Origin of the sequence: Salinivibrio sp. SS3 (assembly GCF_001722105.1) — a bacterium.
In the GTDB taxonomy this organism is placed as follows: domain Bacteria; phylum Pseudomonadota; class Gammaproteobacteria; order Enterobacterales; family Vibrionaceae; genus Salinivibrio; species Salinivibrio kushneri.
In genome coordinates this window covers 322,671-345,578 of sequence record NZ_MEBQ01000043.1, presented here as the reverse complement: position 1 = coordinate 345,578, position 22,908 = coordinate 322,671, and the positions used below count along the sequence as shown (strand labels likewise).

Below are 22,908 nucleotides of genomic sequence, written 5' to 3'. Positions count from 1 at the left end.
ATGGTCACTATTATGCATTTATTTATCTCCTTCCTTGTATGGGGAGCCTGGCCTGTTGTTGTCTTTAATCTTCCAGACTATGGATATAACCTAACATTCATTTCGAAGCTTATCCTGATTTTGTTTTGTTTTTTGGGAAGTAGTTTGTCTCGAATTCTTTGGGATTTTCTAGCGACCATTTTTGGTGTGATTAATTGGTTGCTGATTTCTACACTTCTCCTTATTTTACCATGTTTATGGATGGCTGCTATTATACTCTTTCCTAGCGAAAATTATATTATGTTGTTGGCAGTTTCTAGCTTGACAGGCTTAGCATCTGGTAGTTCAGTCACCGTAATGCGATTTATGGTGTTGCGATTTAGTCAGCGTGATGCAGTATCTAGAATTACTTACGCTGATAGTATTGGTGGCATTGGTTTTTCATTCTCATTCTTTATAGGACTTTTGTTTTCTCAAAGTGGTATAAGTCAGGGTTGTTTTTATTTATATCCGCTTTTGTATATGCCGCTAGTTTTTGTTTTATTTTTTGTTCTTTGGTTTTCAGTTAAAAGAGATAGAGACTTTCCCAAGATAGATAAAGTATTTACTTGTGATCTAAATAATAAAGAATTTTTTTCAGCTATTATATATGGCAGTTCGCTCGCTTTTTTATTGGGAGCAACGTTTGTATTCCCATTTATTACTCGGCTTTACTTTAAAAGTGTAAATCCACTAGATTATGCTTTTTTTGTCCCGATCATGGGCGTTGTTGGGAAAGCTTTCGGTAATTTTATTACTGAGAGAGGATCCGATATTAAGCGGCTGTTTATTATAAATGCAGTTGTCGTCGTAGTATGCCTTTTAATATTTATGACAGGTTTTAGTGTAGAAGGATCTTTTGTTTTATACATTTCATTTTATTTATTATTTATGTTTGTCTTGGGGGTTGAGTCAGGAATAGCGATGTCTTTTTCCTCTTCCTTATATGAAGAAGAGGTGAGTCGTATGCATAAGAATGTGTTTTCGTTTTTTGGTGTGAGTGGGGCACTGAGCGCATTATTCTCAATGTTTATTCCTACGTCGATTATTATGTTTTATCCAGACATGTCTTTATTCATTTCATTTTTACTTATTTTGAAACTAACTCTAGTGCTACTTTTAGCCAAGAAGCAAACAAATCAATGACTTGTCCGATACTCCTTTGTGGGTATACATAAAGGACTATATAGTTTTGGTACATCAGAGACTATAGTAAGACTTTAATCAACCCGAAGCACATTGTCGTCTACGTACAAGGTACACCCGTATTTGTATATGAGCAATGAGCCGTAGTATTTAGTGGATGCTACCGGGTTGGCTTGGGAAACCAGCCAGCCTCCCGGATTTGGAAAGGTGTTGACATGCTATATGACGCATTTGGTCGTAGGTTCGAGTATCTACGTCTATCGGTAACAGATTTATGTAATTTCCGTTGCAACTACTGCCTACCCAATGGTAATGATTGCAATGCTGGCAAAAACGAACTGTCACTATTTGAGATAGAAACTTTACTGCATGCGTTTTCTCTTTTGGGAACCTCTAAAATTAGAATAACAGGTGGTGAGCCAACATTAAGAAAAGATCTTTGTGATATCATCGCTATTGCTGCTTCCACAAGTGGCATAAAGAAAGTGGCGATGACGTCCAACGCCTTTAATCTTCCCAAAACTCTACCTAAATATATCAAGTCAGGACTTTCAGCGTTAAACATTAGTGCTGACTCATTAAATCCATATCAGTTTCGAGCCATAACGGGGAAGCAAAAGCTGCACTCGGTCCTTGATACCATTGATCTCGCTCTAGATAGTGGTTTGGATAACGTGAAGATTAATACTGTATTGATGAAACAATACAACTTGGACCAATGGGAACAGTTTTTAGCCTTTACAAAAGATAAGGAAGTTACTTGGCGTTTTATTGAGCTGATGCGTACCGGCGACAATAGCGATTTTCACCGAAGTCAACACGTAAGTGGACAGGTGCTGCAAAATCGTCTTATTGAGCAAGGTTGGAAAAAGACACAAAAAGAAGCGAATGCAGGTCCAGCAGATGAATACTCTCACCCTGACTATACAGGAAAAATTGGCTTGATCATGCCCTATAGTGAAGAGTTTTGTAAGTCTTGTAATCGACTTCGGGTTTCTTCTACCGGAAATTTACACCTATGTCTTTTTGCTAGTAGCGCATCAAGTCTTCGAGACAATTTGTGTCGAGGAGATATTGTTGGTACGAAAGAACAGATCGAAGCATTGCTCCAGTATAAGCGTGAGACCCATTTATTACATCATGATAATAGTGGAATGACAAAAAACCTGGCGATGTTAGGCGGTTAGTATCATGAGCAATGATAAAGAGAGAAAGGTTGTCGGTGTGGTACTGGCGGGTGGCCTGTCTAAAAGGATGGGGGAAGATAAAGCACTTCTTGCTTATGGTGCCCAGCCCCTTGTTGAAAGACAAGCTACCATACTGAGACAGTCAATATGCGATGAGGTTATTATTTGCGCAGGTGAAAAAGAGTATAGCGATATACGCGATATATATTCAAATCGAGGTCCTTTGGGGGGTATTTATTCTGCAATGATTTATTTCCCTCAATCTATTCTCGTTTTTGTACCTATAGACATGCCACTTATAACTTCATTGACAATAACCTCTTTGATTCGTGAAGTTAAGAAAAAAAATGAATCAAAAAAAGTATCTAAAAGTAATGTTTTTCCTTTAGTTCTCATGAACAGTAAAAGAGAAAAAGAAATCATCAATCACGTTCTTAAGGAAAATAGAGAGCTTTCTGTTAATCGTGCGTGTGACAAACTCGCAGTCAGTTCAGGTGAGTTATGTGTCAATCATGATGAACTACACAATTGTAATACACCCGAAGAATGGCACTATGCGAAACACCTATTGGAGAGTATAAATGGCTGATCATACATCAAACTTTGTTCCTTTAAATGTAGCGGTGTTAACTGTTTCAGATACCCGAAAAAGCTGTAATGACACCTCAGGTAATTTTCTATCTTTATCGGTAAAAGAGGCCGGTCACCGTGTTAATGAACATCTAATCGTGCGTGATAATATCTATGATATTAGAGCGGCTGTGTCTAGATGGATAGCTGACGATTCTATCTCTGCCATAATAATTACTGGTGGGACAGGGTTTAGTGATCGAGATTCGACACCAGAAGCAATTAAGCCTCTTTTCGACAAGGAAGTTGAAGGGTTTGGTGAAATATTTAGGTTGGTGTCTTATCAAGAAATTGGCACCTCGACCATTCAATCTCGTTGTGTAGCAGGTATCGCGAATAGAACGATCATATTCGCTCTACCTGGATCGACAGGTGCATGTAAAACAGGTTGGAAAACGCTAATCAAGGAACAGTTGGATGCCGAACATGGCCCATGTAATTTTGTTCCTCACATTGCTGATGCGAATGAATGTGTGTCGAGAGGCTAATTATGTGTGAGTTTAGTCATATCAATGCCACAGGCCAAGCAAATATGGTCGATGTCAGCAACAAAGGGATAACGAGGCGAGAGGCAGTTGCGATCGGAACTTTAAAAATGTCTCCATCGACTGTAAATAGCATCAAAGAGAATCAGATTAAAAAAGGGGATGTCCTTTCAACTGCCAGGATAGCAGGGATCCAAGCAGCAAAAAAATGCTCTGACCTTATCCCACTGTGTCATCAACTGAATCTATCAAAAATATGGATAGACTTTGAGCTCCTTCCTAACGGTATTCAAATTACTTGTGGTTGTATTTTAGATGGCAAAACAGGGGTTGAGATGGAAGCATTAACCGGTGTTTCGGTAGCGGCGCTTACCTTGTTTGATATGTGCAAAGCTGCCGATAAAAACATGATTATCGAAGGGGTTCACGTACGACATAAATCTGGTGGACAGTCTGGTAGTATAGACAGAGGAATGGGTTATGATTGAAATCAGGTTTTTCGGTTTGCTAAGAGAAAGGATAGGTGAAAGTGTCATTAGCCTTGAGGTACCAACTCCTCTACCTGTTTCTGAATTGATAAAACATCTAATCGAACAGAACACAGCTTTTTTATGGCTTAATGATCTTGATGTAATATCCGCGGTCAATCATACGATTGTAGAGAGCGACTTTACGATCAATAAAAATGATGAAGTCGCGTTTTTCCCGCCAGTTACAGGGGGATGATTATGTATAGGATTCAAGAAGACCACCTAGATATAAATCAGCTAACTCAAGCACTGACTGAGAGCAGCAGCGAATGCGGTGCCATTGTTACCTTTGTTGGCCGAGTGCGTGGGAGTTCTGAGAAAAACCGAAGTGTCAAAGAGATATATTTAGAAAGCTATCTATCAATGACAAACAAAGCAATGATGGACATTACCGAGGAGGTCCAGCTTAGATGGAGTGCAGTAGAAAAGATTTCTATTGTGCATCGCATAGGTGTGATTGGGCTTTGTGAGCCAATTGTATTTGTTGGTGTGTCCAGCAAACATAGAAAAGATAGCTTCGAGGCAGCCAGCTTTATTATGGACCAGCTAAAAATATCAGTACCTTTATGGAAAAAAGAAAACATTGAGGGACAAGGTTGGGTGTGGGTAAGCGCTAAACCTTCAGACAAACAAGCGGCTTTGCGCTGGCGTCTATAATGGAAATTAGGGTGACGTCATCTAGTCACCCCTTAGTCTTATAAACCGGGAATGAAGGCAAAGGGAAGCACCTCAACACTGACCCCCTCCGCGACATCCTCACTATCTTTCGGTAAGCGAATGAGGCAGTTAGCTTTGCATACAGACATAAGTAATGCCGAGCCTTGTGCCCCTGAGCTTGCGACGCTTAATTGTCCTTGCTCGTTTATTGAATAAACACCACGTTGGTAATCTGTGCGCCCAGGACGTTTTTTTAGCGATGTGGTTAATGTGGCGGTGAGCCATTGTGGGTAAATGGTGGAACTACCGCTCAGCTTTAATAAACCTGGAATAGCTAGGATCTGACAGGTGAGCAATGCCGATACTGGATTACCTGGTAAACCGAAAAATGGGGTAGTTCCCACATGTCCAAAAGCAAACGGTTTACCTGGCTTGATCGCTAATTTCCAAAAATCAATGTCACCTTGTTCTTTGAGTACTTCTGTTGTGAAGTCTGCATCTCCAACCGATACACCTCCCGATGTTATTATCGCGTCAGCATCCTCTGCTTTTTTGATTGCTGTTTCTATCGCTTTTTTATCATCAGGAATGATGCCAAGATCTAAAATGTTAAACCCAGAGGCTTTGAGTAAGTGAATAAGCATTGGTTTGTTTGAGTCATAAATAAGTCCAGGGGCTTTGGTCTTATTGACTGAGATTATTTCATCACCGGTTGAGAAGATAGCGATGGTGACAGGTTGGTATACATTGACTTCTCTCATACCAAACGTAGCCATAATAGCTATATCGGCAGCATTGATCTTTTTATTTTTTTTGAGTACAACTTGCCCTTCTTTTATATCTTCTCCTTTTAATCTGATATTTTGCCCGGCTTGAGGGGTGGAATGTACCTGGATCCTTTTTCCTTGAACTGTGACTTTTTCTCTCATTACAACAGTGTCTATTCCTTCTGGAACCGTAGCCCCCGTCATAATTCTTATGCATTCACCGCTTTTGATGGAGCCCCTAAAGGGATGCCCAGCTAATGACTCTCCAACTTCTCTAAATTCACTATGACGCTTGAAGTCGTCATGAATAAATCCAAATCCGTCCATTGCTGAATTATCACAAAAAGGCGTATCAAAGGGTGCAAAAATATCCTCAGCGAGGTACCGACCACCCGCAATGTCTAACTGAACGATTTCAGTTTTGTTTTTAAACTCAATAGCATCTACGATTTTTTCTTGCGCATCTTCGACTGTTAATACCGATGCTTCGTTACAGCATTCCATTTCAAACCTCTTTATCTTCGTTAACCATCCAAACCGCGGCTTCTACTCGGGAGCGTAGGTTTAACTTTTTTAGTAGGTGCTTTACATGCACTTTGACTGTCCCATCAGATATATCTAGCTCTCTGGCAATAAGCTTGTTACTCAGTCCTTTTGCGATCAATTTGATGATTTCTTTTTCTCTGGCGGTGAGGCTTGACAATGTTCGCTGGTCACTGTGGGGAGCAGGCTGGCGTAGTGCGCCCGCAAGAGTTTGTGTGAGTTTAGGACTGATTGCCATTTTTCCCACAGCCGCTTGCTTAATGGACTCAACGATATCGTCAGGATCCATATCTTTCAATAAATATCCGTCAACACCTAACCTTATCGCTTCGACAACATCATCATCTTGGTCAGAGACAGTTAACATGATAATGCGTCCTGTATAACCAGAATCTCTGAGTGCTCGTATTGTTTCTAATCCATTCATGCCGTCCATATTAAGATCTAACGTTACTAAGTCTGGGTCGAGCTCTGTTACCAATCTGACCGCATCATAGCCAGAGTCAGCTTCTCCAACCACTTTTAAGTCATTATCCAATGAAAAGAGTTGCGACAAACCTCTGCGAAAAACAGGGTGATCATCGACCATTAAGATCGTCCCAATTGATGAATTTTCAGTCATAAGTTTTCTCTACATCTAAAGGAATGTTAAATTCAGGTTGGAAGTCAAATCTAACCTCTGTACCATCTTTTGCGTGATTACCAATTGTAAGCGTGCCTTTTAAGCTTCTACTCCTTTCCTTCATAATAGCAAGACCATAGTGGTTTTCTTTTTTGGCTGATGTATCAATTCCGATCCCGTCATCATGAATTAACAAAGTGACGTAACCATTTTTTTTGCGACTTGTAAGCAGAATAACGATTTTACTTCCTTCGGAATGATGAATGGCATTCTGTACTGCTTCTCTAGCTATTTGAAGTAAATGCACTTGCTCAGTGGCGGAAAAAGGCATGTTTTTAATGTCGTTATTAAACTTTATTTCTTTGTCACTGAAACGAGCTGACAATTGTTTAAAGCTTTCCTGGAGTGCCTCGTGTAAGCTACTACCCTCAAGTTTTAATCTGAAAGTGGTTAACAGTTCTCTGAGTTCCTTATATGCACCATTTAACGCAGTTTTTATATCTGAAATCGTATTCTCGATACTGATATCAACCGACGGATCAGTGAGTCCTTTTTGTAATACGGCAACCTGAATTTTTAAATAGGAAAGTGCTTGAGCGAGAGAGTCATGTAACTCACGCGCGATAACGGTACGTTCACGAGCGAGTGCTAATCGTCTACTTTCGTCTTGGCGGTGTTTTAAACTCAATGTGATCGCAAACTGCTCTGCAACAGACTGAATAAGCTGTGATTGCCAAGGCTTGAGTGGTTCATGGTTACGAGGTACACAGTTCAACACACCGAAATGATTATGATCATAAACGAGAGGAAATGTGTAGGCTTCCTCGGATTCCAGTGGACTATCGAAGCTTACACAATCACTGCAATCTCGATTGCGGCAACTCAATGGCAAAATACTCTTTTTAGTATTTAAATGATGGTAGGGTTTGGTGCCATTTTCTGTCATCAGACATAGCTCTAACCCTTCAATGCCTGTTACTTCTGACAGTTTCGAAAGGTGTGGTTGAAAATCAATATTGCTTCCATGGGAGTGATTGGATTTATTGGAAATAGAGTAAAGTAGTTGAATAGACTCATTGGTTCTTTCTAGCTGCTTTGTTTTTTTTCGCACTTTCTCTTCCATGCGAATATGCGAGTCATTAATAGCTCTAACCATTCTGTTAATGGTTTTGGCAAGAATTGATAGTTCGTCATGACCATGCTCATCAGCTTGAACTGTGTAGTCACCTTGACCTATTTTAGTCGCTATTATCGTTAAATCTGAGAGTGGGCGTCTAATGAGATGGTTGACCATATAAATCGCTAAGAATATAAATGAGATTGTAATTAAAAGAGATGCGGCTTGTATTTGTCTGATCAAACGGTTGTTGTCTTCAGCATGTACTTGATAAGTTTTTACTAGGTGGTCGATGTTAGTAACGAGATCGTTTAATTTTTTTTCTAGCTTATTCAGTTTTTGGTTTGTTAGATGTGAATCTAAAATTAGCGGCTTAATTTCATTGTTCCAATCGTACCAGATAGCGTCATGTAATTTTTTCTTTTCCGTTTTTTTAGTAGCTTGCATTAGTACAGGATTAGACAATTTTTTCTCAAAATCACTTATTAAACGGTCTATTTCTTCAGATTTATTATTAGTTATTTTCTTATTCAAAATAAGATAGGATTGCATACGCATTGAACCAGATAAATTTATTGCATGAGCATCAGTCTGTGCATTATCTGAAATATACACGGCTGAGACCATACTGACCAAGGCGATAATGCTAATCATTATCAATAAAAATCCGATTTTGAATACGAGAGAGTCGAAAATACCAATAGAACGGTTTATACCCTGCTCATCAGGGGTTACCTCTAAGTAATTGGTCATAGTAATACAGTCCGTCTATTTGCTTTCTAAGTTGTCTATTGTATTGAAAATCAAGGTTTTTACTAGATACTCACCCATACCCCTTTATAGGTAGTTGTCTGTTTTTTGCTGTTTTTACCGCATTGCACAATACCTGCACTTGACGTCTACTTATATACACAGAGTACATTCGAAAACAAGTTTAGGATTAGTCGCAGTTTAACGTATCACGTTAACCGTTTACTAGTTAAGCCATCGAAAAGGAGTCAGGCATGAGCCACTTTCTAAATCGGCTACGTTATTTTACCCAGAAAAGAGAAAACTTTTCTGAAGGTCATGGCGTGACAACGCAAGAGCCCCGCCAGTGGGAAGACAGTTATAGGCAACGTTGGCAGCATGATAAGGTTGTCCGTTCAACTCACGGCGTTAACTGTACCGGTTCATGTAGTTGGAAAATCTATGTCAAGAATGGACTTGTAACGTGGGAAACGCAACAAACCGATTACCCTAGAACTCGTCCTGACCTTCCTAATCATGAGCCTCGAGGTTGCCCACGCGGTGCGAGTTATTCATGGTACATATATAGTGCGAATAGACTTAAATACCCCAAAATTCGTAAGCGCTTAATTAAACTATGGCGTGAAGCAAAAAAGCAGCATGCCAACCCTGTAGACGCTTGGGAGTCAATTGTTACTAATCCCACAAAAACACGAGAATATAAAGAAAAACGTGGTATGGGTGGGTTCGTTCGCGCGCACTGGGATGAAGTCTACGAAATCATTGGTGCGTCTAATGTCTACACGGCCAAAGAGTATGGGCCCGATCGTATCTTTGGATTCTCGCCTATCCCAGCGATGTCGATGATTTCATATGCGGCAGGTGCACGTTATCTGTCATTAATCGGTGGTAATTGCTTAAGTTTCTATGACTGGTATTGCGACCTTCCTCCTGCATCACCGCAAGTTTGGGGAGAGCAAACTGATGTCCCCGAGTCAGCGGATTGGTACAACTCAAATTATATTATGTGTTGGGGGTCGAATGTTCCACAAACACGCACACCCGACGCTCACTTCTTAACTGAAGTGCGATATAAAGGGACGAAAGTAATTGGCATTACCCCTGATTATTCTGAGGTGGCTAAACTTACCGATCAATGGTTAGCACCCAAGCAAGGAACCGACGCTGCACTAAGCATGGCATTCGGACATGTCATTCTTAAAGAGTTTTATGTCAACAAAACAACACAGTATTTCGATGATTATGTACGACGTTATTCGGATATGCCAATGCTCGTCATGTTGGAACCGTCCGAAAAAGGAGGTCTGCAGCAAGGGAGGTTCCTTCGTGCGAGTGACTTGGATGACAAAGCTGGACAAGACAATAACCCCGAGTGGAAAACCATTGCCATTGATGAGTCATCAAATATGCTCACGTCGCCGAAAGGCTCGATTGGCTATCGATGGGGGGAACGCGATGCTAAATGGAATCTTGAGCAACGTGATGGTGCAACGAATCGTGATGTGAAACTCCGCCTGAGCTTAAAAGATGATCACGATGAGATTATTACCGTAAATTTCCCATATTTTGGGGGCAATGAACATGAACTTGGCTACTTCCAACATACAGTTCATGATGAAGTAACAACGCATCGTATTCCGGCTAAAAAGATCAAGCTTGCCGATAAGTCGGAAGCTTGGGTCACTACTGTATTTGACTTAACGCTTGCTAACTATGGTGTTGACAATGGATATGATGATCCGAATTGCGCACAATCCTATAGCGATAATCTTGCCTATACGCCAGCTTGGCAGGAACAAATAACAGGCGTCCCCCAAAATGATGTGATTAAAATTGCAAATGAATTTGCTGACACTGCAGCAAAAACACGTGGTCGTTCCATGATCATTGTCGGTGCTGGTTTGAATCACTGGTACAACATGGACATGAACTATCGTGGTTTAATCAATATGCTAATCATGTGCGGTTGTATTGGACAAAGCGGTGGTGGTTGGGCTCACTATGTAGGTCAAGAAAAACTTCGTCCACAAACAGGTTGGCAGCCTTTAGCATTTGGTTTGGATTGGAGTCGCCCACCTCGTCATATGAATGGCACATCCTTCTTTTATGCACATTCTGATCAGTGGCGTTATGAAAAGCTACATATGAGTGAAATTGTCTCTCCTTTATCTAATAAAAAAGATTGGGAGGGCTCGATCATAGACTTTAATTCACGTGCAGAACGCATGGGTTGGCTGCCGTCAGCGCCACAGTTGAGTAAAAATCCCTTGAAGGTGTGCCGAGATGCACATGAGCAAGGGCAAGATTCGGTAGATTATACTGTGGATCAATTAAAAGCAGGAAGCTTAGAATTTGCCTGTTTAGATCCTGACAATCCAAAAAACTATCCTCGAAACATGTTTATCTGGCGGTCTAATTTACTTGGATCTTCAGGGAAGGGTCATGAATATATGCTTCGTCACCTTCTGGGCACCAAGCACGGCTTGCTTGGTAAAGACTTAGGCGAGGAAGGGGAAGAGAAGCCTGAAGATATAAAATGGCGTGATAGTGCACCTGAAGGAAAGATTGATCTTTTAGTTACACTAGACTTCAGAATGTCTACAACTTGTTTGTATTCAGATATTGTTCTACCTACCGCAACTTGGTATGAAAAGGACGATTTGAATACGTCCGATATGCATCCATTTATTCATCCTTTATCTAAAGCTGTGGATCCTGTTTGGCAATCAAAAAGTGATTGGGAAATTTTCAAAGGGATTGCAAAATCTTTCTCCCAACAGTGCGAAGGACACCTAGGTATCGAAAACGACATTGTGACTGTGCCTATGCAGCACGATACCCCGGGTGAGCTTGCGCAGCCATTTGATATTAAAGCGTGGTGGAAAGGAGAATGTGATCTCATTCCTGGCAAGACAGCGCCAAATATGATGGTGGTAGAGCGAGATTATCCGAATACCTATGCAAAGTTCACGTCATTAGGGCCACTCCTGGATACACTAGGAAACGGTGGTAAGGGGATTAATTGGAATACACAAGACGAAGTTAAATTCTTAGGTGAGTTGAATAAAAAGCACATTAAACCAGGTGTTAACCAAGGCAGACCAAAAATTGAATCAGCCATTGACGCAGCAGAAGTCGTTTTATCATTAGCGCCGGAAACAAATGGACAAGTAGCTGTCAAGGCTTGGGAGTCAATTAGTAAAGTTACCGGTCTTGATCACACTCACTTAGCCAAGCCTAAAGAAGAAGAGAAACTTCGATTTAGAGATATTGTTGCGCAACCACGTAAAATTATTAGCTCACCGACTTGGTCCGGGTTAGAAGACGAGCATGTTTCTTACAATGCTGGATATACCAATGTTCACGAGCTAATTCCTTGGCGTACGATTACAGGTCGACAACAATTTTATCAAGATCATCAATGGATGCGTGATTTTGGTGAAATGCACTGTCTTTATAAGCCGCCGGTCAACCTGAAAACCACGCAAAATGTGCAGGGTATGAAGCCTAATGGCAATAAAGAAGTTGTGCTTAATTGGATTACACCACACCAGAAGTGGGGGATTCACAGCACATATTCAGATAATTTACTCATGCTTACACTATCACGTGGTGGACCAATTATTTGGATGTCAGAAACAGACGCGACTGCGGCTGGCATTGAAGATAATGATTGGATCGAAGCATTTAACGCAAATGGTGCGATTGCTGCTAGAGCTGTTGTTTCTCAACGTGTCCCCGAAGGAATGGGAATGATGTATCACGCGCAAGAGCGGATTGTGAACATACCGGGTTCCGAGCTAACTGGTACTAGAGGTGGTATTCATAACTCTGTAACTCGAGCAATTATGAAGCCAACCCATATGATTGGGGGTTATGCACAACAATCTTACGGATTTAACTATTACGGCACTGTAGGTTGTAATCGTGATGAGTTTGTAGTAGTTCGAAAAATGGATCGCGTGGATTGGCTGGATGATGATAGTGAAGATGTATTAGATGAAAATCTTCACGAAGTGGAGAAATAATATGAAAGTTAGAGCTCAAATCGGCATGGTTTTGAATCTCGACAAGTGTATAGGCTGTCACACTTGCTCGGTTACCTGTAAAAATGTATGGACATCGCGTGAAGGAATGGAGTATGCGTGGTTTAATAATGTTGAAACTAAACCTGGCATCGGCTATCCCAAAGAATGGGAAAATCAAGAAAAATGGAACGGTGGTTGGATTCGAACTAAGCAAGGAAAATTAGAGCCGAAACAAGGTGGGAAACGTCGGATTTTAGCTAATATATTCGCAAACCCCGACTTACCTGAAATTGACGATTACTACGAACCATTTGACTTTGATTATCAGCACCTTCATCGTGCGGGAGAAAGTAAGCATCAGCCCATTGCGCGACCCCGTTCGCTGATTTCCGGAAAACGGATGGAAAAAATTGAATGGGGACCTAACTGGGAGGAGATCTTAGGTACCGAATTCAAAAAACGTCGCAAAGATAAGAACTTTGATCAAATCCAAGCAGACATTTATGGACAGTTCGAAAATACGTTTATGATGTATTTACCGCGTTTATGCGAGCACTGTCTTAATCCTGCATGTGTTGCGTCTTGTCCAAGTGGTGCCATCTATAAACGTGAAGAGGACGGTATTGTACTTATTGACCAAGATAAGTGCCGTGGATGGCGGATGTGTGTCTCTGGGTGTCCTTACAAAAAAATATATTACAATTGGAAAACGGGTAAGTCAGAAAAATGTATTTTTTGTTATCCACGTATTGAAGCAGGGCAACCAACAATTTGTTCTGAAACGTGTGTAGGTCGCATTCGTTACTTAGGTGTTATGTTGTACGATGCTGATAAAATTGAGCAAGCGGCATCGGTACCGAATGATAAAGATCTTTATCAAGCGCAAAGAGATATATTTCTCGATCCCTTTGATCCGGCCGTGATCGCTGAAGCTGAGAAAGAAGGTATAGCTGCTAATTGGATTGAAGCAGCGCAACAGTCTCCAGTTTATAAAATGGCTATGGAATGGGAAGTCGCGTTACCGCTTCATCCAGAGTATCGTACTTTGCCGATGGTTTGGTATGTGCCACCTTTATCGCCAATTCAATCCGCAGTTGAAGCCGGAGAAATTGAGAAAAGTAGTGTACTTCCTGACCTAAAGTCATTACGTATTCCGATAAAATATCTTGCTAATTTGCTAACTGCAGGTGAAGAGCAACCTGTTATACGGTCACTTGAGCGATTGATGGCAATGCGTGAGTATAAGCGTAGTCAACAAGTTGAGTGTGAGGAAAATTTTGAAGTTCTCGACGCAGTTAAACTAACTCAGGCACAAATTGAAGAAATGTATCAGGTCATGGCGCTTGCAAATTACGAAGACAGGTTCGTAATCCCGACTAGCCATACTAGTTATGCAGAAAATGCTTACGACATCAAAAGCGGTTGTGGTTTTACATTTGGTAATGGGTGTTCGACCGGCGAGACTGACCTATTTGGTGGTAAAAGCCAGACGGTGCGTGAAGTTATCCCCGTAGAGATACAGGAGTAAGAAAAATGACAAATCAAAAAAGTGGAAATAATACTTCACAACTTATTGCACTAATTGGTCGATTGCTAGATTATCCAGAGTTAGAAATCGAATTATATCGAGATGAGTTGATAGATATTGTAACATCTAGTGTTCTATCAAAGAGAAATAAACAAGAGATTATTTCCTTTATAGACCGATGCAGTGAAATGCCATTACTCGATTGGCAGTCTGACTACGATGGGTTGTTTGAACGTGGTCGCTCATTATCTTTATTAATTTATGAACATATTCATGGTGAATCACGAGATCGAGGCCAAGCTATGGTCGACTTACTCGCTCAGTATGAAAAAGCAGGGCTTGAAATTGCGCATAATGAATTGCCTGATCATCTCCCTCTATTTCTTGAATTTTCGTCAACGCAAGGTGAGCAAGGAATTGGTTGGATAGAAGATATTATTCCCGTTTTAAGTTTACTCGCTGTTCGTTTAGAAAAGCGTGAATCAGGGTATGCGAGTTTAATGTGGGGACTGTTGGATTTATGTGGTGCGAAAGTTAATATCTCAGAACTTCGAGAGCAGGTTAAAAATGAAAAAGAAGATCATACACCTAAAGAATTAGACAAAGTATGGGAAGAAGAGGCTGTTACTTTTGGTGGTGATAGCGTTAACGGTGGATGTCCAACTAATCAGCATCGGCCAACTGAGAATCAACGCAAAGATCAGGAAGTGCCAGTAAATTGGATGTCAATGGATGAGACAGCATCAGCCACTCAAACAAAAGAGGTCTAGCTATGAACTTTATCGATATGTTAATTTTCGGTATTTATCCATATATAGTATCTGTTGTGTTTTTTTTAGGATGCTTGATTCGTTATGATAAAGATCAATACACATGGAAAACCGGTTCAAGTCAAATGCTCTCAAATAAACATTTTCGAGTAGCAAGTAATCTGTTTCACATAGGTATTATTGGCATTTTTTTCGGTCATTTTGGTGGATTAGTTATACCTTACGAAGTGTGGCATATGTTAGGCATTACCCTACAAGATAAACAGTTAATTGCCATGGGAGCAGGCGGCTTCTTTGGTGTATTATGCTTTATTGGTCTGACTTATTTAGTTTACCGAAGATTGTTTAATCCTAGAATTCGTGCATCAAGTACACGAATGGATACCGCAATTGTTCTAGTTATTTATTTACAACTCATATTAGGTATGTTTTCTATATTCATTTCTAGTGGTCATATGGATGGTCAAGAAATGAAAAACTTAATGACATGGTCGAAGTATTTATTAACCTTTAGACCGGAAGAGGCTATAACCTTTATATCTGATGTTCATTGGATTTATCGTGCACATGTTTTTTGGGGAATAACCTTGTTCCTATTGTTCCCATTTAGTCGATTGGTTCATATTTGGAGTGTGCCTATCGAATATTTGACACGGCAATACCAAATCGTGCGTCAAAAATAAAAAAATGACAAGCCTTCATAGGCTTGTCTTTTCTAGTTATAGGAGTAGTATAATGAATGTGTCAGACGTTCCAGAAATCACTATAAATGAAATTAAACTAGACTCTTCGATAATAATGCAGGAGGTTCAGTATCATCCTGCAGAAACGAAAAGAGAAGCGATGGTTAAGGCTGTTGAAGCTCTAATTATTAACGAAGTCGTAAAACAACGAGCAGTAAGCTTATCTCTTTGGCCTGAAGACAAAAAACTTGAACCAACTGAAGAGTATGACATTATTGAAAAACTAATACAATTCGAAGGGATCTATCCATCTGCTACTGACGAAGAGTGTTATCATTATTATATAACAAATAAAGATAAATTTTGTACAGCACCGTTGCTAGAAGTAGATCACATCCTACTGGCTTGTCCTCCAGAGGATGTTGAAGAGAGAATAAAGGTAGTAGAATTTGCAGAATATTTAATAGAGTTACTGAAAGAAAATAAAGCCACCTTCTACGATTTGGCGAAACAATACTCAGCCTGTCCTTCTTCTAAGCAAGGGGGGAATTTAGGACAAATCACTCAAGGTCAAACAGTAGCTGAGTTCGAAAAGCAAATATTTACCGCGCCCATGGGTCTATTAAATAAACCTATTGAAACCCGCTATGGCGTACATGTGGCCAATATCAATCGTCGAGTTGATGGTAGTCAGCTTGATTTTAATATGGTAAAAGAATCGATATCTCTTTATCTTAATGAGAAGGTTAAACGGAAAAATATTGCACAATATATTCAAACCATATTAATAGACTCAAATATAAAAGGATTTGACTTTCAATTAGAAAACTCTCCGCTGATGCAATAATATGAATGATGATCTGAGTATATGATTAAGATACAGAGCGCAGACAGTATCTGCGCTTTTTTATCTATATGCACCGATGTGTATGCATGTTAATTATTGCTTGTACGCTCTTTTACTATATATTGGACATGAAACTTTTCTTAGCCAAGAATAGCTATTGTAGGACGGCTATAATTCACTAAGAAATATTCTAATAAAATAAAACCTTACCAATCTTATTGTTTAAAGTCAAAGAGAGTGTATTCGCGAATAACGTCCAATAACTGATACATCGCGGTTTTGGTATCGGGTTTGTGGCTCATACATCCTCCAATAAACTTTCCGACATGGTGCGAATGTGCTGATTCACCTCGCGGTTGTATTGCTCCATATTCTTAAGCTCTTGCTGAGCTAGACCGTGCTCGTCTTTTTTTATAGCGTCAATAACTGTTTGTGCACAAACATGAACCTTATCGTGAGGCGCTTCAATGGCCAGATAACTTGAATGCGCTTTGAAACGCTCTCGGAATAATTCCGAGTAATACCATCGACCAATGCCACATTTGTCAGAATCAACAACATTGCAGTCATTCGCATTTAATGTACCCAAATACACACGGTACACGTCCATGCGCAATTGCATTTCTTCAATGTTGGCGAGCTCAATTTGCGCCAGTAACGCACTGTTAGAAATACTGCCGCCCAGTTGCTTAATGTGCGTATTTTCTTCGGCCAACAACGCTAAATATTGCTTTGTCGACTCAATATTTTCACGCGTAGTGTGCATGGCTTCAACACTCAAAGAGTGACTTGAATCAACACCTTGTACAATTTGTCCCACTTTATCGTTAATGCGATCGGTCAATTCGGTGGTGCGCTGAGAAAGCGCTCTAACCTCGTTAGCAACCACAGTAAAACCACGTCCATGCTCGCCGGCACGTGCAGCCTCGATATTGGCATTCAGACTCAGCAAGTTAGTGGTTTCAGCGACACCGCGGACATCGCCACTGGTTTGTTCAATTTCCTGAGTATGGCCCTTTAACGCTGCGATACTCTCGGAAGTTGACTCAATATCACCGACAATCGACGACAAATTCCCTACTACTGCAGACATAGTGGACTCACCTGACTGATTGTTTTGGTCAATAGTGAGAATGGTTTCCCGTTCGCGTTGCAGCAAGTTACTGAGTTGCGAAAAGGTGTTTTGGTAACCGGATAATGATTCTGTGAAGTTCTCAATGAAAGACAAGCGCTGCTGGTAGTCAGCGAGCTCTTTCTGCTGCTGGGAGATGGTTTTATTAGCTGATTCAAGTTGACCTAACAGGGTGCTGTTTTCTGACTCGACCTGTTCAATACGTTGTCGTAACTGTGACTGGGTTGACGAGCATTGATTGCTGCGGACGTATCCTAGTTTTTCGATTAACTGCATGGGATCTCCAAAAAGGAAAACCAAGCCTCCACATAGAATCGTACAAGCTTGGTTTGTTGAGAGCTAAACAGATTTATGGCGTAAGCCTTTAATAACTTGCCAAGTGACAGCAAATGCACCCACGATGAAGACCATGTCACCGACAGTACGGAACCAACGTAGGTTCTGCAGCAGCGGTTGTTGCATGAAGGCTTCGCTTCGTGCGTACCATAAACCTTCAGTTGCAGCGGCGTAGAACTGAATGAAACCGACTGGTAGCAAGCTAGTGAAGAGCATTAGCGCTAAACCAATGTTCATTGTCCAGAAAGCCATTTTCATCAGCTTTTCGTCGAACTGAAGAGTTGGACGAATATAGCGTAATACGAGTAGGACAAAGCCTAGTGCCAGGAACCCGTATACACCGAATAGTGCTGCGTGTGCGTGAGTCGGCGTAGTGTTCAAACCTTGTACATAGTATAACGAGATAGGCGGGTTGATCATGAAACCTAATACGCCGGCACCTAACATGTTCCAGAACGCAACGGCAACGAAGCACAGTAGTGGCCATTTAAGATGTTTCATCCAGTCTGCACGTTTTTGCAGGCTATAGTTTTCCCACGCTTCATAGCCCAGCACAATTAGCGGTACCACTTCTAGCGCTGAGAAAGTAGCGCCCACCGCCATAACCGGTGTGGTTGTGCCGGCAAAGTACAAGTGGTGGAAGGTACCCGGTACACCACCAAGCAAGAACAACGATGCTGACGCTAGTGCAGCAACGGTAGCCATGCGGCGAGAAACCAAGCCCATGCTGTGGAAAATGAACGCCAGAGAGGCTGTGGCAAATACTTCAAAGAAGCCTTCTACCCACAGGTGAACAATCCACCAGCGCCAGTATTCCATGATAGAAATGTGAGTGCGCTCGCCGTAGAAGAAGCCGGCACCGTAGAACAGGCCAATGGCAACGACTGAGGCGGTGAATAATGCCAGTAAGTTCTTGTCGCCTTTCTCTTTGAAGGCGCCAACAACACAGCGCATCATCAGCACAAGCCAGAAGACGATGCCCAGGAACTTACCAATTTGCCACAGACGACCTAAGTCGACGTACTCATAGCCCTGGTGACCTAACCAGAAGTTCAGGTGTGCAGGCATGATTTGCGCAATGGCCAACCAGTTACCGATAAAAGTACCTGCCACGACCAGCACGAGTGCCCAGAATAAGACGTCCACGCCAAGTTTTTGGTACTTAGGATCTTTGCCGCCGTTAATAATCGGCGCCAGGAATAAACCTGCGGCTAAGAATCCAGTCGCAATCCAGAACATGGCGGCCTGAATGTGCCAGGTACGAGTCAGTGAGTAGGGAAACCACTCAGAGATATTAATACCGTAGAACTCTTGTCCTTCGACGGTATAGTGAGCCGTTAAACCACCCAGAAGTACCTGGAACGCGAACAGCGCAACCACAATGAACAAATATTTGCCGAGGGCTTTCTGTGAAGGGGTTAGTTTAACCTTAGAAATAGGGTCATGCTCTGGCGCAACGAGTTCCTCTTCCTCTTTGTCACGTAAAAAAGCCCACGCCCAAATAAGGAAACCCACACCGGCAATTAAGAGAATGACACTGACAATAGACCAAATGATGTTTTCCGCGCTAGGCACGTTGTCTATCAGTGTTTCGTGTGGCCAGTTGTTGGTATAAGTGATATCGGCATCAGGACGCTCAGTAGCAGCTGCCCATGCGGTCCAGAAGAAAAAGTCGTTCATTTGCGCACGGCGTTCAGCTGAAGGCAGTGTGTTTTCCTTCATGGCGTAGCTGACGCGGGTAGGGCGTAGTTCAGGGTCGTCACTGAATAGCTTCGAGTAGTACTCACCGGTTTGTTCAATAGCCTGAATACGACGTTCGCTTAAAATAACCGTATTAGACGATTTGTCGTACGTATTAGTGCGGTACTCTTCCTTCAGTTCATACTCGAGCTGGTTTTGTTGAACACCGTTAAGCTCGTCATACGACTTGCCGAAAACTTCCTGCGCCCGAATGTCTAACCACGCCAGCAGTTCACGGTGCAGCCAGTCGGCTGTCCAGTCAGGCGCTTGATACGCACCATGACCCCAAATAGAACCTAACTGCATACCACCGACTGACTGCCATGCGGTTTGTCCTTCCAGAACCGATTCTTCGGTTGCAATGACATTACCGTCGGTACTCATGAACTTATCCGGAATAGGCGGAGCTTCCCGGTAAACTTCCGTTCCAAAATAACCTAAAACACTAAAAGTAATTGCAAGAACACCGATTAGTGTCCACCAAAGCTTACGATATCCAGCCATTGTTGACCCCCTTGATACCACTGAACCACATCATGGATTGTTACTCCCTCAGATAAGAATGAATAGTGATGTTGATCTAATTGTTTTTATGATTAGAGCAAATTCAGTGCCAATATTTAATCATTTGATTTTATTGTGAAATTATCCCTTATGGTTTTTTTGACTTAAAATTAAAGGGTTTTTTTAACCTTATTAGTAAAAAAAACTTAAAAGGTATTTTATACCCTCCATCAGAGATGTTTAACGTGTTTTTTGAAGTTGATCAATGCACAGTGTTTTATGTCATCTATGCTATCAAGGCACAATATGTAGTGATATATTTGAATTTAATATCTATATATGGTTTTTTATGGCAGGCTATCCGCAACAGCTACATTACAGCTCTGAACAGATTGTTTGGCAGGAAGTGCCGGGTGAAGTGGCATTAGCTTACACCATCACCGGATGCCCGGTCGGGTGTAAAGGTTGTCATAGTGTGGACAGTTGGCCAGTCGGCAGCGGTTTAGCGTTGACCGAAGACTACTTACAGGAGCGCTTAACTATGTACACAGGGCTCATTACGTGCGTGTTGTTTCTGGGCGGTGAATGGCAATCAGAAGCGCTGATAAAACACTTAAAACGAGTTCGCGCAGAAGGGCTGGAAACCTGCCTTTATACAGGTTACGAGGATGTCTCTTTGCGCATCAGGGAGCAGTTGACGTACTTAAAAACCGGGCCATGGATAGCCGAAAAGGGCGGTTTAGACAGCCCCCATACCAACCAAAAATTTTATGATTTAAGAACAAAGCAGCTACTGAACTGCAAGTTTCTGACAGGAGAATAATTATGTTGCGTTTAAACGACGACCAGGTTTCAGAAAAAGTAGACTTTATTGCGGATTACCTGAACGCACAGAATGCGGCGGACGGTTCGAAAATGGACGCCAACGCGAACGTTACTCAGAAAAATATCGCGACCTTAGAAGCTGAGCTGATGAAAGACTTCTTCGTACAGGTTAACCGCAAGCAGGTCAGTAACAAAATTGCGGCGTTGTTCGACGACAACTTAGCGAAAGAATACGTACGTCAAATAGAAAATCATGAAATTTACGTGCACGATGAGACCAGTCTGAAGCCATATTGCGTGTCAGTGACTATGTATCCGTTTTTAATGGACGGCTTGACGAAACTCGGTGGTGAGTCGCTGGCGCCTAAACATTTAGAGTCGTTTTGTGGCTCCTTTGTGAATTTTGTTTTTGCGGTTAGCTCGCAATACGCTGGCGCTGTGGCAACCGTTGAGTTCTTAACTTACTTCGACTATTTCGCGCGTAAAGACTACGGTGATGACTACTTAAACACGCACCGCAAGCAAATCGAAAATCACTTACAGCACGTTGTGTATGCGATTAATCAACCTGCGGCTGCACGCGGTTATCAAAGTGTGTTCTGGAACATTTCTGTGTACGACAAGCACTATTTCGATAGTATGTTTGGCGACTTCGTATTTCCGAGAGACTTTAGTAAACCTAAGTGGGAAACCGTCAGTGCTTTGCAGGACTTCTTCTTAGACTGGTTCAATAAAGAGCGTGAAAAGTCTATTTTGACCTTCCCAGTTGTGACCGTTGCCATGTTAACGGAAGACGGCGCTTGTAAAGATCAGGTCTTCGCGAAAAAAATGGCGGCTGAATTGGCCAACGGTAATTCGTTCTTTTTGTATTTGTCAGACAATGCCGACTCACTTGCGTCCTGTTGCCGTCTGCGCTCGGAAATTAGCGACAATACCTTCTCTTACACCCTGGGTGCCGGCGGTGTTGCGACAGGCTCTATTAATGTCATTACCATTAATATGAACCGTCTAGTGCAGGACGGTCGTGACTTAGAAGAGGAAATTAGCAAAATTCATAAGTATCAAGTGGCTTACCGCAAGCTGATGGAGGAGTACAAAGAAGCGGGTATGCTGACAGTCTATGACGCTGGTTTTATTAGTCTGGACAAACAATTCCTGACCATTGGCATTAACGGCATGGTCGAAGCCGCGGAATCTCAAGGCATTAGAGCAAGCAATAACCCAGAGTATAAGAGCTTTGTCAAACGTCACTTGAAGGTTATTTATGACGCCAATAAAGCCGCCAAAGCGGAATACGGTTATATGTTTAATACCGAGTTTGTGCCTGCCGAAAACTTAGGTGTTAAGAATGCAAAATGGGACAAAGCCGACGGTTATAAAGTATCGCGCGAGTGCTACAACTCGTACTTCTATGTCGTTGAGGACGATGAAACCAATGCCTTAGATAAATTCGTTATGCACGGTAAAGAGCTGGTGGAATATTTAGACGGCGGCTCCGCACTACACCTAAACCTCGATGAAAAACTGAACACCACGGGTTACTTGTCGTTGCTGAATATCGCTGCGAAAACCGGCTGTAACTACTTCTGCATTAACGTCAAAATCACTATTTGTAACGAGTGTGAACACATCGACAAACGCACGTTAAGTGAATGCTCAAGCTGCCACTCCAATAACATTGATTACGGCACTCGAGTTATTGGTTACCTTAAGCGTGTTTCTGCGTTCAGCGCTGGGCGTCGTAAAGAGCACACAGCTCGTCATTACCATCGCGACGAGGCGACGCAGACAATCAACTGTGCGGCACAGGCTAATATAGGGCTGCGTAAGGCAAATTAAGTTGACACATCCATCTGTAAATAAAGAGGGAGTTAAACTCCTTCTTTGCATTTATGACACTATGTTAGCTTTCCCTTCTGAAAGTTTGTGAGAAGAAGTGAAACAGTTACTTTCTTAACCAGGGATCGCGCAGGGACCAGGACGAGGTTTTAAGCGACTGGCTGATGTAGTGAGGGATGTTCGTTTAATCGATGGCGTGAAATAAATGGAGACTGCGCAATAGG

19 protein-coding genes and 1 riboswitch are annotated in these 22,908 nt (G+C 41.8%); of the genes, 14 read left to right on the top strand and 5 right to left on the bottom strand.

The window, feature by feature from the left end; all coding sequences use genetic code 11:
- The 7 genes from BGL48_RS13370 to BGL48_RS13340 all read left to right on the top strand — a co-directional run bounded on the left by BGL48_RS13370 (window position 1) and on the right by BGL48_RS13340 (window position 4,653).
- Window positions 1-1,164 carry an MFS transporter gene (locus tag BGL48_RS13370; protein ID WP_069363094.1) on the top strand — a complete coding sequence of 388 codons (1,164 nt, stop codon included), beginning with the start codon at window positions 1-3 and terminating at the stop codon, window positions 1,162-1,164.
- 70 nt (window positions 1,165-1,234) lie between these two features.
- Window positions 1,235-1,390: riboswitch (molybdenum cofactor riboswitch) on the top strand.
- Window positions 1,380-2,351, top strand: coding sequence for a GTP 3',8-cyclase MoaA (gene moaA, locus BGL48_RS13365; protein WP_069363093.1), 972 nt, complete (start codon window positions 1,380-1,382; stop codon window positions 2,349-2,351). Its footprint overlaps the riboswitch before it by 11 nt.
- Window positions 2,352-2,355: 4 nt before the next feature.
- The gene (gene mobA / locus BGL48_RS13360; RefSeq protein WP_069363092.1) at window positions 2,356-2,940 is read left to right on the top strand and encodes a molybdenum cofactor guanylyltransferase; all 585 of its coding nucleotides are present in this window, start codon (window positions 2,356-2,358) and stop codon (window positions 2,938-2,940) included.
- On the top strand, window positions 2,933-3,469 hold the full coding sequence (gene moaB, locus BGL48_RS13355; RefSeq protein ID WP_069363091.1) for a molybdenum cofactor biosynthesis protein B: 537 nt from the start codon (window positions 2,933-2,935) through the stop codon (window positions 3,467-3,469). The genes mobA and moaB overlap by 8 nt, the downstream gene beginning before the upstream one ends.
- Before the next feature lie 2 nt (window positions 3,470-3,471).
- On the top strand, window positions 3,472-3,954 hold the full coding sequence (gene moaC, locus BGL48_RS13350; protein WP_021022854.1) for a cyclic pyranopterin monophosphate synthase MoaC: 483 nt from the start codon (window positions 3,472-3,474) through the stop codon (window positions 3,952-3,954).
- Window positions 3,947-4,192, top strand: coding sequence for a MoaD/ThiS family protein (locus tag BGL48_RS13345; protein WP_069363090.1), 246 nt, complete (start codon window positions 3,947-3,949; stop codon window positions 4,190-4,192). The genes moaC and BGL48_RS13345 overlap by 8 nt, the downstream gene beginning before the upstream one ends.
- Before the next feature lie 2 nt (window positions 4,193-4,194).
- Window positions 4,195-4,653 (top strand): molybdenum cofactor biosynthesis protein MoaE, encoded by a 459-nt coding sequence (locus tag BGL48_RS13340; protein WP_069363173.1) that lies wholly within the window; start codon window positions 4,195-4,197, stop codon window positions 4,651-4,653.
- 38 nt (window positions 4,654-4,691) lie between these two features.
- Here the strand turns inward: BGL48_RS13340 and moeA are convergent, their stop codons facing one another.
- The 3 genes from moeA to BGL48_RS13325 are packed head-to-tail and all read right to left on the bottom strand — an operon-like array spanning window position 4,692 to window position 8,455.
- The gene (gene moeA / locus BGL48_RS13335) at window positions 4,692-5,924 is read right to left on the bottom strand and encodes a molybdopterin molybdotransferase MoeA (protein WP_069363089.1); all 1,233 of its coding nucleotides are present in this window, start codon (window positions 5,922-5,924) and stop codon (window positions 4,692-4,694) included.
- A gap of 1 nt (window position 5,925) precedes the next feature.
- Window positions 5,926-6,585, bottom strand: coding sequence for a two-component system response regulator NarL (narL, locus tag BGL48_RS13330; protein ID WP_069363088.1), 660 nt, complete (start codon window positions 6,583-6,585; stop codon window positions 5,926-5,928).
- Window positions 6,578-8,455 (bottom strand): histidine kinase, encoded by a 1,878-nt coding sequence (locus tag BGL48_RS13325; protein WP_083238607.1) that lies wholly within the window; start codon window positions 8,453-8,455, stop codon window positions 6,578-6,580. The genes narL and BGL48_RS13325 overlap by 8 nt, the downstream gene beginning before the upstream one ends.
- A gap of 251 nt (window positions 8,456-8,706) precedes the next feature.
- On the opposite strand from BGL48_RS13325, the gene BGL48_RS13320 reads away from it, so the two are divergent.
- From BGL48_RS13320 to BGL48_RS13300, 5 genes are read left to right on the top strand one after another with little or no spacing between them, the layout of a single operon-like run.
- A complete protein-coding gene (locus BGL48_RS13320; RefSeq protein ID WP_069363087.1) occupies window positions 8,707-12,480 on the top strand; it encodes a nitrate reductase subunit alpha in 3,774 nt (1,257 codons plus the stop codon).
- Between the two features lies 1 nt (window position 12,481).
- Complete coding sequence (gene narH / locus BGL48_RS13315; RefSeq protein WP_069363086.1) at window positions 12,482-14,008, top strand: nitrate reductase subunit beta; 1,527 nt, start codon at window positions 12,482-12,484, stop codon at window positions 14,006-14,008.
- A 5-nt stretch (window positions 14,009-14,013) separates the two neighbouring features.
- Window positions 14,014-14,778, top strand: a complete 765-nt coding sequence (gene narJ / locus BGL48_RS13310) for a nitrate reductase molybdenum cofactor assembly chaperone (protein ID WP_069363085.1) — start codon at window positions 14,014-14,016, stop codon at window positions 14,776-14,778.
- 2 nt (window positions 14,779-14,780) lie between these two features.
- The gene (narI, locus tag BGL48_RS13305; RefSeq protein WP_069363084.1) at window positions 14,781-15,461 is read left to right on the top strand and encodes a respiratory nitrate reductase subunit gamma; all 681 of its coding nucleotides are present in this window, start codon (window positions 14,781-14,783) and stop codon (window positions 15,459-15,461) included.
- 52 nt (window positions 15,462-15,513) lie between these two features.
- Window positions 15,514-16,308 (top strand): peptidylprolyl isomerase, encoded by a 795-nt coding sequence (locus BGL48_RS13300; RefSeq protein WP_069363083.1) that lies wholly within the window; start codon window positions 15,514-15,516, stop codon window positions 16,306-16,308.
- 298 nt (window positions 16,309-16,606) lie between these two features.
- Here the strand turns inward: BGL48_RS13300 and BGL48_RS13295 are convergent, their stop codons facing one another.
- Complete coding sequence (locus tag BGL48_RS13295; protein WP_069363082.1) at window positions 16,607-17,716, bottom strand: methyl-accepting chemotaxis protein; 1,110 nt, start codon at window positions 17,714-17,716, stop codon at window positions 16,607-16,609.
- A gap of 63 nt (window positions 17,717-17,779) precedes the next feature.
- Window positions 17,780-19,900 (bottom strand): nitric-oxide reductase large subunit, encoded by a 2,121-nt coding sequence (locus BGL48_RS13290; protein ID WP_218089814.1) that lies wholly within the window; start codon window positions 19,898-19,900, stop codon window positions 17,780-17,782.
- 469 nt (window positions 19,901-20,369) lie between these two features.
- Between BGL48_RS13290 and nrdG the strand changes: the two genes are divergently transcribed.
- Window positions 20,370-20,843: an anaerobic ribonucleoside-triphosphate reductase activating protein gene (gene nrdG / locus BGL48_RS13285; RefSeq protein ID WP_069363080.1), complete on the top strand. Its 474-nt coding sequence runs from the start codon at window positions 20,370-20,372 to the stop codon at window positions 20,841-20,843.
- Window positions 20,844-20,845: 2 nt separating this feature from the next.
- Entirely contained in the window at window positions 20,846-22,684 is a 1,839-nt protein-coding gene (gene nrdD, locus BGL48_RS13280) for an anaerobic ribonucleoside-triphosphate reductase (protein WP_069363079.1), read from the top strand.
- Window positions 22,685-22,908: the final 224 nt, after the last annotated feature.

Bases quoted from the DNA above. Each gene is read 5' to 3' on its own strand.
- BGL48_RS13370 (WP_069363094.1), top strand. From the start codon at position 1: ATGGTCACTATTATGCATTTATTTATCTCCTTCCTTGTATGGGGAGCC.
- moaA (WP_069363093.1), top strand. From the start codon at position 1,380: ATGCTATATGACGCATTTGGTCGTAGGTTCGAGTATCTACGTCTATCG.
- mobA (WP_069363092.1), top strand. From the start codon at position 2,356: ATGAGCAATGATAAAGAGAGAAAGGTTGTCGGTGTGGTACTGGCGGGT.
- moaB (WP_069363091.1), top strand. From the start codon at position 2,933: ATGGCTGATCATACATCAAACTTTGTTCCTTTAAATGTAGCGGTGTTA.
- moaC (WP_021022854.1), top strand. From the start codon at position 3,472: ATGTGTGAGTTTAGTCATATCAATGCCACAGGCCAAGCAAATATGGTC.
- BGL48_RS13345 (WP_069363090.1), top strand. From the start codon at position 3,947: ATGATTGAAATCAGGTTTTTCGGTTTGCTAAGAGAAAGGATAGGTGAA.
- BGL48_RS13340 (WP_069363173.1), top strand. From the start codon at position 4,195: ATGTATAGGATTCAAGAAGACCACCTAGATATAAATCAGCTAACTCAA.
- moeA (WP_069363089.1), bottom strand. From the start codon at position 5,924: ATGGAATGCTGTAACGAAGCATCGGTATTAACAGTCGAAGATGCGCAA.
- narL (WP_069363088.1), bottom strand. From the start codon at position 6,585: ATGACTGAAAATTCATCAATTGGGACGATCTTAATGGTCGATGATCAC.
- BGL48_RS13325 (WP_083238607.1), bottom strand. From the start codon at position 8,455: ATGACCAATTACTTAGAGGTAACCCCTGATGAGCAGGGTATAAACCGT.
- BGL48_RS13320 (WP_069363087.1), top strand. From the start codon at position 8,707: ATGAGCCACTTTCTAAATCGGCTACGTTATTTTACCCAGAAAAGAGAA.
- narH (WP_069363086.1), top strand. From the start codon at position 12,482: ATGAAAGTTAGAGCTCAAATCGGCATGGTTTTGAATCTCGACAAGTGT.
- narJ (WP_069363085.1), top strand. From the start codon at position 14,014: ATGACAAATCAAAAAAGTGGAAATAATACTTCACAACTTATTGCACTA.
- narI (WP_069363084.1), top strand. From the start codon at position 14,781: ATGAACTTTATCGATATGTTAATTTTCGGTATTTATCCATATATAGTA.
- BGL48_RS13300 (WP_069363083.1), top strand. From the start codon at position 15,514: ATGAATGTGTCAGACGTTCCAGAAATCACTATAAATGAAATTAAACTA.
- BGL48_RS13295 (WP_069363082.1), bottom strand. From the start codon at position 17,716: ATGCAGTTAATCGAAAAACTAGGATACGTCCGCAGCAATCAATGCTCG.
- BGL48_RS13290 (WP_218089814.1), bottom strand. From the start codon at position 19,900: ATGAGTACCGACGGTAATGTCATTGCAACCGAAGAATCGGTTCTGGAA.
- nrdG (WP_069363080.1), top strand. From the start codon at position 20,370: ATGGCAGGCTATCCGCAACAGCTACATTACAGCTCTGAACAGATTGTT.
- nrdD (WP_069363079.1), top strand. From the start codon at position 20,846: ATGTTGCGTTTAAACGACGACCAGGTTTCAGAAAAAGTAGACTTTATT.